A 17216-nucleotide genomic window follows, 5' to 3' on the forward strand; every position below is an offset into this window, starting at 1 on the left:
GCAAGCCGTACCTCATGTGTTGGTAGGGCTTGTCAGTTGATATGATTTAGTGAAAGTACGCAAGCCTCTTTATTAAAATCCTTGTATTCATGTGTGAAATATAGGTAATAGCTTCGTTTGGGCCTTTAGGAAATAACCAATAAAGTACTTCCCTGCTGCTTGTAGTATAAGGAAAATTCTTAGCATAATAGAGTTATAAATCGTCTAATCATAAAAAAATACGACACGGGAAATGTGTCGTATTCAGTGATTCCGTTGGGGTTCGAACCCAAGACCCACAGCTTAGAAGGCTGTTGCTCTAATCCAACTGAGCTACGGAACCATTAATCGGGTGCAAAGATAGTGATTTTATTCTGTTCTACCAAATAAGAGAGAGATTTATTGGTGGTGGTATTGGAACGCATAAATACCGTTCATTCTATTCCATCCGCAGATTCTTCCGTAATAATTTCTCTTTTTATTCTCTCTTGAAGGAAAACTTTTGCAAGGTTTTATTTGGAAACAATATAGTAAAAAGTACGATTGGGGAAATTCTCTGTTTAACGTGGATGAGCCTGTTTCGTTATCTCTCTGATATTTCTGTCTTGGGTAGTTTGTCAGATATTATATCAAAACATTCATCTTCAGTGTAAATAAAAAAGTGAATTTTGTTCTTAATTTCAGAATAAATACTTTTATCAAGAGAGTTTAGATTTCTTTCTAATAATGAAATTAACTCATTGCCGTCCACTAAAAATCGCTAAGCGTTCTTTGAAATAATTGAAATATAGTTAGTTACAGAGATTTTCAAGGTGCGACGATTTGATTTTGTATCTTTGCAGTCCAAACAGATGACTGCATATGAACAAGCCCAAATTCGTTTTCTCCCAATTGGTCGCTTTTATGGATTCAGACAAGTTCCGTCACATCGTTGACAAGTATGGCGGTAACCGCTATGTGAAACTTCACATGTTGGAACCAACTCCTTACACTGATGTTTGGTCAGTTGAGCAATCGTGAGAGCATGCGAGACTTGATTGTCGCCATAGAAGCACATCACCAGAAGTGCTATCATCTCGGACTTGGCAAGCATGTGACCAGAAGTAATCTGGCTAAAGCCAATACAAATCGTGACTATCGCATCTTCGAGGAGTATGCCTACTACCTTGTGAGTAAGGCCAGGCGCAAACGGGCTGCTAATATCTTCAAACTTGCCGGTAATGTCTATGCTTTCGATTCCACGACCATCTCGCTGTGCCTGAATGTGTTTTGGTGGGCCAAGTTCCGCAAGCATAAGGGCGGTATCAAGATACATACCCTATATGACCTGGAGACTCAGATTCCTGCCTTCTTTCATATCACCACAGCATCAGTGCATGACTCCAAGGCGATGAGGGAAATCCCCATTGAGACAGGTGCTTACTACATTTTTGACCGTGGCTACAACAACTTCAAGGAGCTCTATCGCATACATCGTGCAGAGTCGTTCTTCGTTGTCAGGGCTAAGACCAATTTGCAGTACAAGTGCATCAAGTGGAGACGCAGGCTGCCCAGGGTAATAATGACAGATGCTGAGATAGAGCTGACCATCTATGGCAGTCAGAAAGGCTATCCAGAACATCTTAGGCTTGTACGATTCTTCGATGAGGAGCAAGGCCGTGAGTTCATGTTCCTGACTAATGCAATGGAACTGACCGCACTGCAAGTTTCCGACCTCTACAAGAATCGTTGGCAGATAGAACTTTTCTTCAAGTGGCTCAAGCAGCACCTCAAAATCAAGAAATTTTGGGGAATAACTGAGAATGCTGTCAGAATACATATTTACTTTGCCATCTGCGCTACTGCCTCGTTGCCATTGTGCAATATGATATGCGATTGGATAGAAGCACTTATGAGATGCTGCAAATCCTCAGCATGTCACTTACAGACACAACAAATCTCAGAGATCTCTTCGACAAAACTATATTCAAAAATGACAAAGACCGAAGCGGTTCAGGTGAACCTAATTTATTTAATTTTTAAACTCGTCCATTTTTAGTAGACACTAGTGAAATTAAATTGGAGTTTTTCAACTATAAAGAAGTTATTGAAATGCCCTCCAATACAATCAGCTTCATTAGTTAAACAAAAGTTAGATAGGCTTATCAATACGTGAAATGGCATATCCTCAAATGTCAGGGTAACTTCATACTTGTCATTATAGAGTTTTATAATGGCTCTATTATAAGCAATATTAGGCGTAATGGACATTTGGTAGGCTGAAACCTTGTATGCTTGTTAGCAATGGACATTTGGCAGGCTGGATTATCCAGCCTACTTTTTGTATTGAGGGAACCCGTCAATAAATTTCTTCTTATTAATATCATTCAACCCGTTGTGATTTAGTAATGCCCTTTTGAGTTGTGCGTTAAATCCTTCCAAACGGTTTGTCGTATAATGTTCAGTTCAGGATGTTCCTCATAGGTGAAAAGCCATTTGAGATGCGTTCTTATAGCTCGTCTTGCTGTTCTTAGCCTTCTATGCGTATAGGCGGTTTTCCCGGAAACCAATACCGTTCTTTCATTGAGAAAATCTTCCCAGTCCTCACACCATTTGTTAAACAGCGATATAAACTCATTTTTCTTCATCGGGAACATACTCTGTACTAACTTCAGCAACTCTATACCGGCTGACAGATGTGGGTCTTTCGTGAGTACCCTCCTGATTATCTGTAACTGATGAAACTGGCACATCTGTGCAGGATAGGAGTTTATAGCTTGCAAGAGTCCTGTGTGTCCGTCACATACGACTGACTTTATTTCTGTTCCAAACTCTTCTATATGGTTGAGTCCGTCAAGATAATCCCTGTTCGTTTCATTCCTGACATACTTGCGATGAAGTATCTTTCCGGATTCCTCATCCATAAACAGCATAACGCCAAGCTGCGGGAGAAGTATGTTGTATCAGTGATGATGACGGCTGACTCTGGACAGACAGAATTGAAACTGTCCGCTGCCAATGCCAGATGGCAGCGTATTGTCCTCTCTGAACATTTGTGGATAACAGCCGGTTCTGAAACCGTCCGTCTATCAGTCAGATATTCGTTCCAAAGGGTTATGTCTCTAATGCGCTTTCCCCCTTGGAATTGCTTATCACAGTCCCGGCAATAATACATTTGGAAGCCACGCCGATGACCCTTCTTTTTAACATTTGAGCCGTTGCAGCATATACAGTTTTTATTCATAGGTTTTCAAATGCTGCGAAGGTAATAAATGAAGGACATTAAGAAGGTTTCAGCCTACCAAATGTCCATTACGCCCAATATTATAGGAATCTCTGAAAAGTTCCCCAATATCTTTGTCAATATTGTATGGAATTAAATCCTGATGCTTGCTTAATATTCTCATTATTAGAGTAGTTAACGTGAGTTCGATGAATTTAAAACAAAGCAAGTTGTGTATCTACAGTCCTTTGTACATTGATGCACGGCTTCTTGGGGAACAGGCAATAGGCAGCGATGGCACCCAATAAATTGACGATGAAATTGTCAAAGGACCGATGTCTGGAGTGCTCCACCTATGCAATGTTCTTGAGTTCATCATTCACGGTTTCAATGATAGCCCTTTTTCTGAGCAGCAATTTGTCAGAGACGCTCATCAGCGCCCCCTTTTATGTTGCTTTTCAACTTGGTAATAAGCTGTATGCCATCAACGAAAAGTCTCTGAAAGAGATTCTTGCTGATATATCCCTTGTCGCCTACCAACTTGCCGTAAATGAACTCTACAAAGGCTTTGTATTCCTGAGATTTTCGGTCATCCACGTCACCCGGAGTTATCATGAAGTTGAGAAGTTCTCCCTTCTCGTTGCAAATCAGGTGCAACTTGAAAGCGAAGAACCACCCCATGGAGCATTTTCCCCTTTGGGCAATGCCCTTGAACACCCTGTGAATGTGTTTTCTCTGGTTCCGGAGACGCGAAGTGGTGTACTGTCAACGAAGCTGATATTGCATCAAAAAACTTGCAGAAGTCGTCTGCCATACAAAATATTTATGTAACTTTGCAATCAGTATCAATTCAGAAGATTATGCAAGACTTAGTTATTTACAATACGCTGCATCGACAGAAGGAACTCTTCCAGCCTATAGCAGCACCCAACGTGGGCATGTACGTCTGCGGACCGACCGTATATGGCGATCCGCATCTGGGACACGCACGCCCTGCCATCACCTTCGACATCCTCTTCCGCTACCTGAAGCACATCGGCTACAAGGTGCGCTACGTCCGCAACATCACCGATGTGGGGCACTTGGAACACGATGCCGACGAGGGAGACGACAAGATTGAGAAGAAGGCAAGGCTCGAACAGCTCGAGCCGATGGAGATAGCGCAGTATTATACCAACCGCTATCACGACGCCATGCGGTCGCTCAACGTGCTTCCGCCAAGCATAGAACCGCACGCAACGGGCCACATCATAGAGCAGGAAGAGCTGGTAAGGCAGATTCTCGACAACGGTTACGCCTACGAAAGCAACGGCAGCATCTACTTCGATGTGGAGAAATACAACAAGGACCACCGCTATGGCGTCCTCTCGGGCCGTAATCTAAGCGACATGGTCAACAACTCCCGGGAACTGGCAGGAGTCAACGAGAAACGCAATCAGGCTGATTTCGCCCTTTGGAAACGGGCTATGCCGGAACACATCATGCGCTGGCCGTCTCCTTGGAGCGACGGTTTCCCCGGCTGGCACTGCGAGTGCACGGCCATGGGACGCAAGTATCTGGGCAGTCATTTCGACATTCACGGGGGAGGCATGGACTTGGTTTTCCCACACCATGAGTGCGAGATTGCACAGGCGGTAGCCTCGCAGGGCGACGAGATGGTGAAGTATTGGATGCACAACAACATGATTACCATCAACGGACAGAAGATGGGCAAGTCGCTCGGAAACTTCATCACGCTTGAGCAATTCTTCACCGGCAGCCATCAGACGCTTACCCAAGCCTACTCGCCGATGACCATCCGTTTCTTCATCCTCTCCGCCCACTACCGCGGAACGGTCGATTTCTCCAACGAGGCCCTGCAGGCCGCCGAGAAGGGATACGAACGGCTGATGAACAGCTTGGAAGACCTCGCACACATACAGACCGCTGCCGCTTCCGACGAAAACACGAAGAAACTTGCCGGAAACCTCCGTCAGAAGTGTTACGAGGCCATGAACGACGACCTGATGACGCCTGCCGTCATCTCCGCTCTCTTCGAGGCGTGCCATTCGGTCAACCTCCTCATAGACCACAAGGCGCAGATTTCAACCGACGACCTGAAGGAACTCACCGAGACGATGAACCTTTTCGCCTTCGACATCCTCGGACTCCGCAACGAGCGCAGTGCCAACAACGACGCGCGCGAGGAGGCATACGGTAAGGTGGTAGAGATGGTGCTCGACCTCCGGGCAAAGGCCAAGGCAGAGAAAAACTGGGCAGTCAGCGACCAGATTCGCGACTCCCTCGCCGCCGCCGGCTTCCAAGTGAAGGACACCAAGGACGGTGTTACTTGGAAGCTCGACCGGTAACCGACCATCAGGAGCACAGCCGACATACGGGCAAAAAGCCACAGCAACAAAATGAAAGTGCCGTTTTCACAGGGTCAAAGTGCCACTTTGGCCCCATGAAAACGGCACTTTCGCCTACTCGCATAGATACTACTGACTATCAGAACTTTACGACCCTTTTCTTCCGCCGACGACACCGAAAGGGAAGAGGGCCGTTGCCTGTGTATAAAACAGAAGGCCTCCTACCATCAAGAGCTGTCCAATACTACTCCTTGGGAATATCGTCATCGTCGGGATGCACCTTCCTCTTGCCACGCAGCCCGTCCTGCTCAGCCTTCAGTTCGCCGTCATAGGTATATCCCAGTGCCTTCTCCCAACAGGCATACGCCCTGCCATAGTAGGAGCGCGCGAGTTCGGCCTCGCCCATGTTCTTGTAGATGACATACATAATGGTCTTGTTCGGCTCGTAGAGGAAGGCGGCCTTCTTGAGATAGCCGATGGACGCTTCGGGATGCTTCAGATGGTTTTCAACCACGCCCAGACGATAATAGGCAACAGCCAGTCTGGCATTGCGGCGGATGGCCTTCCGGAAATAGACGGCGGCAGAGTCGAGATAGTAAAGATACTCAAAGCAGCCGGCAAGATAGTAAAGATTGTTGTAGGCAGAGTCCTTGGCGGCAAGCAATCGCCTATAGACACTGATGGCCTCATCGTACCTCCGACAGGTGAAGTAGGCCTCGCCGAGGGCGCGGTTGACGTGGATATTGTCCGAATCTACCGCACAATAGCGTTCGCCATAGTCTATTGCCAACTGGGCTGCGTCGAACAGGTCTGTCATATAGAGGTTCATCTGTTCCGAGACAATCTTCCCGTCCATCGGAAATCGCCGCAGGAGAACGTCGCCCCACCTGACCTGCCGTCTTACTTGGTCCTGCGCACCGAAGGAATAGAAAAGCTGACGGAGCGATTCGTGGTTGAGGCTGTCTTCGGGAACGCGCAGAAGGATGGACGCGCAGCCGCTGTAGTTACCCCGATTGTAATAACAATATCCTATTTTCTGCTTGATGGCGTTGTCGTCGAGCAGCGTCTGCGCCTGCCGATAGTACTTCAGGGCATTGAAATAGTCGTAGTCGCGCACGCAGCTGTCGCCTTGAGCAACAAGATGCCGGCGTTCGGTATTGTCTGCCCGAAGGGGCAGGGCAAGCAGAAAGAGGAAGAAAAGAAGGATATGTTTCATAATGACAGAACGATAAAGGTGAAACGGAACGGGCGGACAAAAGTTCAGAACATGAGGAGGCTGTCGTCCTATATGCCTCCTGCAAGCGGCAGGGAAACCCGTCGGAGCTGTCTGACAGACAATCACCGACGGGCCGAAAGGGTTTAGGCTATGGAAAGCCGGCTATTTCTTTTCACTGGTGGAGATGCGGATGGCGTTGTCAGACTTGTCTACGTCTATAGAACGTATTGTCTCTGCGTTGATATTTTTCGACTCAGCATCCGATATTTTCTTACCGTCCAGATAGATTTTGAATTGCGGAGTCTCCTTTTCGGATTTGCGCGTGGTCTCGTTCGCCTTAGCTGTATTCCGCACTAAGGTTGCAGAGGTTCCGCGCGAACCACTCTCCCCGTCCGGTTTCATCGAGAAACTAACGGGAAGCACAAACCAGACATCAGCAGGCTTGCCGTCCTGATAACCGGGATTCCAGTCGGGCATAGTCGACACAATACGGAGAGCTTCAGCATCCAGTGCCGGAGAGACACCGCGGATGACGGCAGGCTTCATCACCTTTCCAGTCTTGCTGACAAGAAATCTGACTACAACCCGCCCGTGCTCGTTATTCTTCACAGCCTCTGCCGGATATTTGAGGTTCTGCATAATCCACACGTTTACATTCCCTTTGAATGACGGCATCTGGTCTACTGCGATATATTCCTTCGCTTTTGCAGTATCGCCGGGCAGGACAGACGTTGCCGGTTGTATGGTTTCCTGCATCGGAAGTTCCTCTGCCGTGGCGGCATCGGAAACCGTCGCCCCGTCAGCCTGCTGATTCATTAGGGCAACGGAGGTGCTCTGGCCGTCCGACTCGGCTATCGCCTTCACCATCTTGCCCAATACAGGCACTTCGCCCATGCTCGTTTTTATGCTTCGGGCCACAGTTTCTATGTTACTGACTAACAGCAATGTGGCTGCCAATGGTGCGAAAAGAAGGTACTTTGCCTTCTTAATTCCTTTACTACGCTGTTTGTTCATCATTTTAATACGTTGTTTAAGGGGTAAAACATTGAAGTTATTTGATATTGTAGCTACGTTCTTGTGATAGGTCAGACCGACGAGATGATACTGGTAGGACTTGCTGTCGGTACCATGGGAGAGTACGCGGTGGTCGGCCATGTACTCGAGATTGATGCGCACCTCACGCCGCATCAGCCACACGAAGGGATTCAGCCAAAAGGCGATGGCGTAAAGCTCGCACAGCAGGACGTCGGCAGAGTGGAGCTGGCGGCAGTGGGTCTGCTCGTGGAGGAGTATCTCGTCAAGTTCTTCCCTGCTGTGTCTCGACGGGTTCAGGAATATCATCCGAAAGAAGGAAAACGGGCCTTGCTCGCCTGTCAGGACATGGACGCGGACACCGTTGACCTCCATTGCAGGGCACTTTCGGGCCAGCCGGTAGATGGAGAACAGCTGCACGGCAAAACGAATCAGCAGCAGGAGCACCACTGCCATATAGCCCCAAAACAGCAGCGGCTGCCAGTAGGTGGCGGTATCGGGACGGGCCTGAACGCTGACAGCAGGAAGGACAACCTGTGCATAGGCAGCAGCCACAGAGTGGGCCTCGCTGTTCGAGGCTATCCAATAGGCCATGTTGAGTCCCGGAACTGCCGTTGCCATAAGGTAGATTCCGATGAGGGCGGCACGTCGCCAAGCGAAGAAAGTATCGCGGGCGAACGCCACCTTATAGAAGCCGAAGAGGAGTGCGAGGGCTACATTGAGCTTGATGAAATAAATAATCATGATGGTAGAGCTTACTGAAACAACAATAGGGCGGCCTAATCCTTTCCCCGTTCTATCTCGGCAATGATGTCTTTCAATTCCTCGGGCGATATTTTGTCTTCCTTGGCAAAGAACGACACCATCTCACGGAAGGAGTTGCGGAAATAATCGTGTACGAAGCCCGTCATAAAACTGCGCTTGTACTCGGCGGCGGCAATGGCAGGCTGATAGATGTAAGTAAGTCCCCGCTGCACTGCCGAGACATACCCCTTGCGCTTCAGATTGCCGAACACCGAGGCGAGGGTGGTATAGGGCGGTTGCGGTTCGGGCAGAATATTCAGGACTTCCTTCACGGTACAGCTGCCGAGCTGCCACACGCGCAGCATAACTTCTTCTTCTTGTCTGGTCAGTTTTTCCATATTGTCTGTGCTGTTTAATACTTTTGATGTCGCAAATCTACGAATATCTCGTAATAAAAGCAAATTATCAAAGTTAACAAAACTAAATTTTGATTATTTTATTTGTTGACAAACAATTTATTACGATAGTATCGTAAGCATGAGTCCGCTTCTTTTTCCGCCTGCCCTACCCAAACTGTTATAGCCGGAAAAAGGAATCTTGGCGACCATAAAGCACAAACAAGACGGGAGGAAGCAAGAGACAAAATATCCCCTTCACGGCTTTATATTATAGATTAGGTGGCACATTGACCAATACAATCAGACCAGCCGGAAGTTCCGCATTTGCTATTTGCCAACTCAAGCACACACTACCTGACAAGGTGCAATACGGTAAGCAAGCATGCACATTCCGGCTACCACACCTCCGGCCTGTCTAAAAGCCTGCATGGTGCCCGTTGTCCGTTATCTTCATCAAGGCGGATGCCATTTATCGGAAAAACTTCTTAAAAACACTTTCCACCCATCATTTGACCACATATCTTTTCTCTTGGCTGAAAGTTCCCGAAAGACGGGTTATTGTATCTTATAGTTACAGATAACAAGAAAAGCGAAGACAAATGTTAGTTTCCCCATGCCTGAGTTTACGGTTCGTTGTCTGAAAAGTATAAAAAGAGAAAGACGACATGACAATTTTCCCTCAAAATATTTTGGATTCTCAAATATTATTTGCAATTTTGCGGAAGAATACTAACATAAACATGAAATAATCTATGAATGAACAACTTGAAGTGAAAGAGCTAGACAATGTTGTCATACATTTCTCCGGCGACTCCGGCGACGGTATGCAGCTTGCAGGCAACATTTTCTCAACAGTTTCAGCAACAGTTGGTAACGGCATCTCTACGTTCCCAGACTATCCTGCCGACATCCGCGCCCCGCAAGGATCGTTGACGGGCGTCAGTGGATTTCAGGTACGCATCGGTTCGGGCAGGGTTCTGACACCGGGCGACAAGTGCGACGTGCTTGTAGCAATGAATGCTGCAGCCCTGAAGATGCAGTATCACTACTGCAAGCCACAGGCTACAATCATCATTGATACCGACTCCTTCGGCCCACGCGACCTCCAGAAGGCAGAGTTCAAGAGCGACGACTACCTCGGCGAGATGGGCATAGACCCCGACCGCGTAGTGGCATGCCCCATCACCAAGATGGTGAAGGATTGTCTGGCAGACACGGGTATGGACAACAAGTCAATACTCAAGTGCCGTAACATGTTTGCACTCGGCTTGGTGAGCTGGCTCTTCAACCGCGACTTGGAGTTAATCAACAACTTCCTGCGCGAGAAGTTCCGCAAGAAGCCGGCTATTGCAGAAGCCAACATCAAGGTAGTAGAAGCCGGATATAACTATGGCAACAACGTACACGCCTCCGTTCCCAATACCTATCGCATTGAGACAAAGGTAAAGGTGCCCGGACGCTATATGGACATCACGGGTAACAAGGCCACAGCCTATGGTCTGATGGCAGCTGCGGAGAAGGCCGGACTGCGCCTCTTCCTCGGTTCATACCCTATCACACCGGCTACCGACATCCTGCACGAACTGGCAAAACACAAGTCGATGGGTGTTACAACCGTACAATGCGAGGACGAGATTGCAGGCTGCGCATCGGCCATTGGTGCCGCATTTGCAGGCGCACTGGCTGCCACCTCTACTTCCGGCCCCGGTATCTGCTTGAAGAGCGAGGCTCTGAACCTTGCCGTTATCGACGAGTTGCCGTTGGTAGTTGTCGACGTTCAGCGCGGTGGTCCATCTACGGGACTTCCTACAAAGAGCGAGCAGACCGACCTTTTGCAGGTGCTCTACGGTCGCAATGGCGAAAGTCCGATGCCTGTCATCGCTGCAACCAGCCCGACAGACTGCTTCGATGCAGCCTACCATGCCTGCAAGATAGCCCTTGAGCACATGACCCCGGTTGTACTTCTGACCGATGCCTTCATTGCCAATGGTTCATCGGCTTGGAGACTCCCCGACATCAACGACTTGCCAGAGATTCATCCGCACTATGCTACCGAAGAGCAGAAATATAAGTACTCACCGTACAAGCGCGACCCGGAAACTCTCGTAAGATACTGGGCTATCCCGGGACAGGAAGGCTATACCCACATTCTTGGCGGTCTGGAGAAAGACGGCGAGACTGGAGCTATCTCTACCGACCCGGAGAACCATGACCTGATGGATCACCTGCGCTGGGACAAGGTTGCACGAATCCCCGTTCCCGACCTTGAGGTTTTGGGCGACAAGGACGATGCAGACCTCCTCATAGTAGGATTCGGAAGTACATACGGCCATCTCTATTCGGCTATGGAAGAACTTCGTGCTGCCGGACACAAGATTGCCCTCGCACAGTTTAAGTATATCAACCACTGCCGAAGAACACTGCCGAAGTGCTCAGCAAGTACAAGAAAGTGGTAGTTGCCGAGCAGAACCTCGGACAGCTGGCAGCCCTTCTCCGTATCCGCATCAACAACTTCGCTCCTTACCAGTACAATCAGGTTAAGGGACAGCCTTTCGTGGTCAGCGAGTTGGTGAAAGGATTCGAGAAACTTATCAATGCCCCACTGCCAAAGGAAGAAGGTGCACATTCTATACTAAGATATTACAATAAAGGAGGAACACGACATGAACGAATATACAGCACAAGATTTCAAGAAGGGACAGCCCAGATGGTGTCCGGGATGCGGTGACCATTTCTTCCTCGCCAGCCTTCAGAAGGCTATGGCCGAGATTGGTGTTCCGCCATACGAAACAGCAGTTATATCGGGTATCGGCTGCTCAAGCCGTCTTCCCTACTATGCTAACACGTATGCCATGCAGACTATCCACGGTCGTTCGGCAGCCATAGCAACAGGAGCAAAGGTAACGAACCCGAACCTGACAATATGGCAGGTTTCCGGAGACGGTGATGCACTGGCTATCGGTGGCAATCACTTCATCCACGCCATGCGCCGCAATATCAACCTGAACATGATATTGCTCAACAACCGCATCTATGGATTGACAAAGGGACAATACTCTCCTACCAGTCCGCGCGGATTTGTGTCTAAGTCAAGCCCCTACGGCACCACGGAAGACCCGTTCCGCCCGGCAGAACTCTGCTTCGGAGCACGTGGTAACTTCTTCGCACGCAGTGTGGCCAGCGACAACACCGAAACAATGGCTATTCTTCAGGCAGCCTACCGCCATCAGGGTGCGGCCGTGTGTGAGATTCTCCAGAATTGTGTCATCTTCAACGATGGATGCCACGACTCTGTCTACACTTCGGCAGGCAGAAAGGAAAATGCCATCTATGTACGCCACGGCGAACCGCTCATCTTCGGCAAAGACAACGAAATGGGTCTGATTCAGGAAGGATTCGGACTGAAGGTCGTAAAAATTGGCGAGAACGGTATCACCAAGGACGATATCCTCGTACATGATGCCCATTGCATGGACAACACTCTGCAACTGAAACTTGCGATGATGAGCAATGAGGACGGCTTCCCAGTTGCGCTCGGTGTTATCCGCGACGTGGACGCTCCAACATACGATGCTGCTGTCAATCAGCAAATTGAAGACGTGAAGGCAAAGAAGCCTTATCACACGTTTATGGAGATGTTGGAAACCAATGACATTTGGGAAGTACAATAATTGTGAAAGTCCTCAGGAGAGAGCCAAACACCTAAGACAGACCGCCAAACGGTCAAATAATAGGGCATTAGCCCTCTCCATAATGCTGAGGAAACAAATTCTATCATAATATCATAGGTTATTAATTATGGAGCACACCGAGTTGTCGGTGTGCTCCTTTCATAATATATATACCAAGAACCATCATCCCATAGAACCGAAAAAACAAACAATAAATTCGGCCAGACAAGCACCTATCCGTCTGGCCGAACCTATATCCAATTGCCATTGACCGACCGCTTACACGAAACCTTCTCCTTTCTTTATCTGCACTTCATTGATATACTTCCGTATAAGATTGGAAGAGGCTTCTTTTCTGCAAATGAGCAATACATTTTCATGTTCGGCAACGACATATCCATCCAATCCGTCAATAACGGTCAGGCGATTCTTAGGCACTTTGATTACGTTGTTTTTGGAGTTTTCTACAATGGCATTAGAGTCAATGATGACATTATCGCCTTTTCCCCGACTTTTGGCTCGTAGATACTATGCCAAGCTCCGAGGTCGGCCCACCCGAAACCACATCGCAGCACATAAACATTATCTGATTTTTCCAATATACCATAATCTATGGAAAGATTGGGATAGGATGGGAATTTCTCACGGATAAAAGCATTTTCTTCCTCTATACTGAAATTTCCCCGGCATACTTCCTGACAACCCAAAGCTACGGGAAGAATCAGCGACATACATTCGTTCAGGTAACGGGCATTGGATAGGAACATACCTGTATTCCAATACCATTCTCCGCTATCCATAAATAGCTGAGCAAAATTGCCGTCTGGCTTTTCAGTAAAGGCTTTTACCTTGAAAATACCTTCCATCCCGGCACTCTCTCCTTCTTGAATATATCCATAGCAAGGCTCTGGACGGGTGGGACGAATACCCATGGTCAGCAGACTATCATGTTGGGAGACAAACTCAAGTCCTTCTTCTACATTGCGTTGGAATATGTCTTCGTTGAATATGCTTTGGTCGGAAGGTGCTATTATTACGTTGGCGTTAGGATTAAGGTGCACGATGCGGTGGGCTGCCCATGCCACGCTCGGGGCTGTATTGCGGTGAATAGGCTCTGCATGATATGGTCATCGGCAAGTTTGGGCAGCTGCTCTTTCACCAATTCCAGATAATCTTCGCTGGTATTGACAAAAATATTCTCCTGAGGTATAAATTTGGCAAACCTGTCAAAGGTCTGTTGCAGTTGCGTGCGCCCGACATTGAAAAAGTCAATAAATTGTTTGGGGAATCTTTCACGGCTAACAGGCCATAGGCGACGTCCCTTTCCTCCTGCCAGAATTACACAATAGTTATTATTCCTTTGAGTCATTTCGATATCAGTATAGACTTTCTTTATTAACACTTCAAAGATATCCCAATAAATTAACAACAACGAATTTTTGATTAATAAATAACTATTTTTTATTATCTTTGGCAACTCATTTATTTCTCCCTCCACCTATCCTCGATATAAGAATAGTATTTTGAAAATACAGCTCCCAATCCTGCTAGAAATAATCTTTCTAAACGAAAAATAAAAGAAAAACAAATTATACCCTACATACTATGTTGCTTTCCTGAATGTGAACTTTCAAATCTCTTCAATAAAATTGCAAACACCTGCTTCATAAGTAGTATCAGTGCCATTACAAATGTTTACTTTTCATATATATCAATAGAATATTATATTTACACATCGTCTCTTTAAAATAAGGGAAAAGCGACCATCCCTCTACGATTTTCTGTAAAAAATTTGCCATTTCCAGATTTTCTCCCTACCTTTGCAGCGTCTTTTTTAAGACCGTTAGCCCAGATGGCGGAATAGGTAGACGCGCTGGTCTCAAACACCAGTGGAGTAATCCATCCCGGTTCGAGCCCGGGTCTGGGTACCAAGAAAAAAGCTAAGTAGTTTGATTACAAACACTTAGCTTTTTTGTTATTTTATAAATGTTCCCAAAATGTTCCCAGTCAGCATATAATCAAATATCAATTATTTATATCTACTAATAGTCCATACTTGATCCTTAGCATCATATTTGATCATATCTCTGTAGACTGGTAATAATTGAAGAGCAGAATCTATTTGTGGTGCAGATATCATATAAACATTACCTTTTTTTTGAAAACTAATAGGATAATTTCTTGTAACTAACCCCAATTGTATTCGATAATGCTCCTTTAGGTTTTCTATATTACTACTTTTTTCCTCTAATGAGTCTTTTTCTTTCTCTAATTGATGATATGTAACAGGTTTTCCATTTATCGTACGATATGTGATAAAAGAATTAGAGTCTGGTTCCATAAATTTCTTAAAAAGAGAATCTCTATATTCTAGCAATTCCAATTTCGATTCTAACGCATCATTTCTATCTAATAAAAGAATATTTCCAGTGATTAAAACTGCAAAGATAATTAGTAGTAAAAGCCAAAGATTTGCTAATCCTCTTTTTGTTTTTTCATGGATTTCAATTTTTTGTTCAAGTTTATCCATTGTTTCTAGCACTCTATCATTCTTTGCTAAGTCAGTTACTCTTAGTTCATCCTTGAGTTCTGAGACTATTGCTTTAATCGTTTGTTCATTATTTTTCATATTTGCCTTTACTATGAAGTTCTGGGAACTTAAGATTATTAATTTGATATTTTAATTCAAGTCGTTCCTGTTTAAGAATATCTATTTCTGACCTATAATTTGTCTCTCTGTCAATCCATTTTATCCATTGCTCTTTCTCTAACTGGAGTTGATCACGAGTCATTTTGGTTTCTTGATAGAAACATCCAGTTTTAAAACCAACAGATAGAATAATCAATATTATCGCAAGCTTTCCCCACAAACTGTCTAAAGCTGAAAGAAAACTTTCTACCCATTTTTCTTTTTCTCGTTGTTTTTTTACTGGCATAAATAAGGTGTTTCTTTCATTTTATTTTCCATTTGAATTTACATATCCATATCTCAAATTTACTTGAAAAACATATATTTTAAGCATTATACCCTCTATCAAAATCTTCCCTGAAAGCATTAGGAATAGTGTCCAAAATATCCTGTCTATTCTGATGTTTCCCCATGATAAAATTATGATTGTCTACAAGATTCTGTATAAATTCATTGCAATTTAATCTATTTATGATATTCCCAACGCCTGCTGATAGAGAAAAAGTTCCCATCCCAGTTGGAAGATTTGAAATATATATTTGTATACGATTCTCACTCCCCCAAGCTCCCTGCTCTTCGTTATGTTCCAAAACCAGAGATGTACTTCCATCTGATTTAGCAAGAAAACCTAAGAACTTATAATACTCATGTTCATTAGCAAATTGTATTTGCTGATTTTTTCCAAACGATTGTTTATACATAGTTGTATGCTTTAATTAATTCTTTCTTTATTACATCAAAACTTGTGCCAATACTAATATTCGTATCTAATCCTGTATTAATGATAAAAACAAAAGACTCTTTGCGGTAGTATTTATCACCAACTATCCTCAACGATGCTTCAATCGTATCTGCCTTAGCTAAAAGACAGGTAAGTTGATAATCACGATTTATCTCCTGAGTTTTATTATTAGGATGGGCTTTTGTAAAGTGTTGCGTTGCTGTAAGCTTTATCAGATTTTCTAAATAATGTGCCAGTTGCGGAAACTGAGATTTTGGAAAAATATGATGGACTTGCGTTGCTTCACCATTTCCCCATTGGTCATGAACTTCACTTTCTACTTGTATTTTTCGCAATAGATTCATAGCTTTTTGAACATAATAAGCATTGTATGCTTCCTGCTGCTCAACATCCTGTTGCTCTTGTGCCTCCTGCCGAGTAATGGATTTATCTTTATTTAGGTCTCTCCAATTCTTGCGATTGTACATTAAATCCGAGAATGTAAAGATATATTTTGACATATGTCCTTTTTCAGTTCCATTAATCTGATTTTCTACAGCATATACATTTAATATCTTACTAAAGATACGATGTACTTCAACTTCTGTATTTATAGCTGTATGACCAATTACAAAACGGTCATATCTACTTTTTAACTCTTGGAAGTCTGCATTCGTAGCTTTTCCCTGCAAACATTTATCTTTGAACGCATCAAAATATCGGATAATCCCACTATCCGAAAGAACCTTTTGCAGATAGCAATAGAGGAAATTATATGTATTTCTTTCTCTTTGCGCTATATAGTCAAGAATATCCAAATTAGCAACACGATAATAATTTGTTCCCGATCGCTTTTCTATCTCCAACACATGGGCATAAGCAAGCATTCGGAGAGGCTGTTGTATAAACTTATCATACTCATGACGAGCTTTGGGATTAGTAGGTAATGGCTTATTGAAAATAGCTCTTGCGTTCTTTATGAAGTATTGAGCATCCCAAATGTTGGACACCGTAAACTCATTGTCAACATCTATTGTATTGATGATGCAATCAGCAATGAAGCAAACAACATCAGGAGTGCATTTCTGATCCATAAAACGTGCATCTTGGGATTTACGTACATCTAAATCAAAGCTACTAAGATACTTTATTATATTTTCTCTCATTTCATCTATCCTTTAAGTTTTCCAAAAAAGAAAACAGAGTTGTTGTCAAT

The 17216-nt window shown here is 45.1% G+C and carries 9 protein-coding genes, 2 tRNA genes and 6 pseudogenes; 5 read left to right on the forward strand and 12 right to left on the reverse strand.

Translation table 11 applies throughout. The features are described from left to right. Positions 1–247 precede the first annotated feature (247 nt). Positions 248–322: transfer RNA gene (locus JCM15908_RS00620), tRNA-Arg, on the reverse strand. A 518-nt stretch (positions 323–840) separates the two neighbouring features. Here JCM15908_RS00620 and JCM15908_RS11435 point away from each other — a divergent pair. Beyond that, positions 841–2001: pseudogene (locus JCM15908_RS11435) on the forward strand (IS4 family transposase). A 291-nt stretch (positions 2002–2292) separates the two neighbouring features. Here JCM15908_RS11435 and JCM15908_RS15410 read toward each other — a convergent pair. The 3 pseudogenes from JCM15908_RS15410 to JCM15908_RS14220 all read right to left on the reverse strand — a co-directional run. Further along, positions 2293–3133, reverse strand: a pseudogene (locus JCM15908_RS15410) (IS256 family transposase, variant Zn-binding type). Positions 3134–3139: 6 nt separating this feature from the next. Then, positions 3140–3202: pseudogene (locus JCM15908_RS15655) on the reverse strand (hypothetical protein); the annotation flags it as partial. Positions 3203–3396: 194 nt separating this feature from the next. After that, positions 3397–3960 (reverse strand): annotated as a pseudogene (locus JCM15908_RS14220) (IS982 family transposase); the annotation flags it as partial. A gap of 81 nt (positions 3961–4041) precedes the next feature. Between JCM15908_RS14220 and cysS the strand changes: the two are divergent. After that, positions 4042–5529 carry a cysteine--tRNA ligase gene (gene cysS / locus JCM15908_RS00650; RefSeq protein ID WP_025001862.1) on the forward strand — a complete coding sequence of 496 codons (1488 nt, stop codon included), beginning with the start codon at positions 4042–4044 and terminating at the stop codon, positions 5527–5529. Positions 5530–5773: 244 nt separating this feature from the next. Here cysS and JCM15908_RS00655 read toward each other — a convergent pair whose 3' ends face one another. From JCM15908_RS00655 to JCM15908_RS00665, 3 genes are all read right to left on the reverse strand, one after another. Then, positions 5774–6745, reverse strand: a complete 972-nt coding sequence (locus JCM15908_RS00655) for a tetratricopeptide repeat protein (RefSeq protein WP_025001863.1) — start codon at positions 6743–6745, stop codon at positions 5774–5776. Positions 6746–6907: 162 nt separating this feature from the next. Further along, a complete protein-coding gene (locus JCM15908_RS00660; protein ID WP_025001864.1) occupies positions 6908–8521 on the reverse strand; it encodes a M56 family metallopeptidase in 1614 nt (537 codons plus the stop codon). Between the two features lie 35 nt (positions 8522–8556). Next, a complete protein-coding gene (locus JCM15908_RS00665) occupies positions 8557–8919 on the reverse strand; it encodes a BlaI/MecI/CopY family transcriptional regulator (protein ID WP_025001865.1) in 363 nt (120 codons plus the stop codon). A 752-nt stretch (positions 8920–9671) separates the two neighbouring features. On the opposite strand from JCM15908_RS00665, the pseudogene JCM15908_RS11445 reads away from it, so the two are divergent. Both JCM15908_RS11445 and JCM15908_RS00675 read left to right on the forward strand, forming a co-directional pair. Then, positions 9672–11568: pseudogene (locus JCM15908_RS11445) on the forward strand (2-oxoacid:acceptor oxidoreductase subunit alpha). Between the two features lie 14 nt (positions 11569–11582). Then, on the forward strand, positions 11583–12590 hold the full coding sequence (locus JCM15908_RS00675) for a 2-oxoacid:ferredoxin oxidoreductase subunit beta (RefSeq protein ID WP_025001866.1): 1008 nt from the start codon (positions 11583–11585) through the stop codon (positions 12588–12590). 279 nt (positions 12591–12869) lie between these two features. Here the strand turns inward: JCM15908_RS00675 and JCM15908_RS11450 are convergent. Continuing rightward, positions 12870–13959 (reverse strand): annotated as a pseudogene (locus tag JCM15908_RS11450) (mannose-1-phosphate guanylyltransferase). A 477-nt stretch (positions 13960–14436) separates the two neighbouring features. On the opposite strand from JCM15908_RS11450, the gene JCM15908_RS00685 reads away from it, so the two are divergent. After that, positions 14437–14521: transfer RNA gene (locus tag JCM15908_RS00685), tRNA-Leu, on the forward strand. A 98-nt stretch (positions 14522–14619) separates the two neighbouring features. Here the strand turns inward: JCM15908_RS00685 and JCM15908_RS00690 are convergent. The 4 genes from JCM15908_RS00690 to JCM15908_RS00705 form a co-directional block, all read right to left on the reverse strand. Beyond that, entirely contained in the window at positions 14620–15219 is a 600-nt protein-coding gene (locus JCM15908_RS00690) for a hypothetical protein (protein WP_025001867.1), read from the reverse strand. Further along, a complete protein-coding gene (locus tag JCM15908_RS00695; protein WP_025001868.1) occupies positions 15209–15526 on the reverse strand; it encodes a hypothetical protein in 318 nt (105 codons plus the stop codon). Before JCM15908_RS00695 ends, JCM15908_RS00690 begins: the two co-directional genes overlap by 11 nt. A 79-nt stretch (positions 15527–15605) precedes the next feature. Beyond that, on the reverse strand, positions 15606–15980 hold the full coding sequence (locus JCM15908_RS00700; RefSeq protein ID WP_025001869.1) for a hypothetical protein: 375 nt from the start codon (positions 15978–15980) through the stop codon (positions 15606–15608). After that, positions 15973–17166, reverse strand: a complete 1194-nt coding sequence (locus JCM15908_RS00705) for a hypothetical protein (protein WP_025001870.1) — start codon at positions 17164–17166, stop codon at positions 15973–15975. The genes JCM15908_RS00700 and JCM15908_RS00705 overlap by 8 nt, the downstream gene beginning before the upstream one ends. Between the last annotated feature and the right edge of the window lie 50 nt (positions 17167–17216).

It is taken from the genome of Prevotella dentasini JCM 15908, from assembly GCF_000614065.1.
In the GTDB taxonomy this organism is placed as follows: domain Bacteria; phylum Bacteroidota; class Bacteroidia; order Bacteroidales; family Bacteroidaceae; genus Prevotella; species Prevotella dentasini.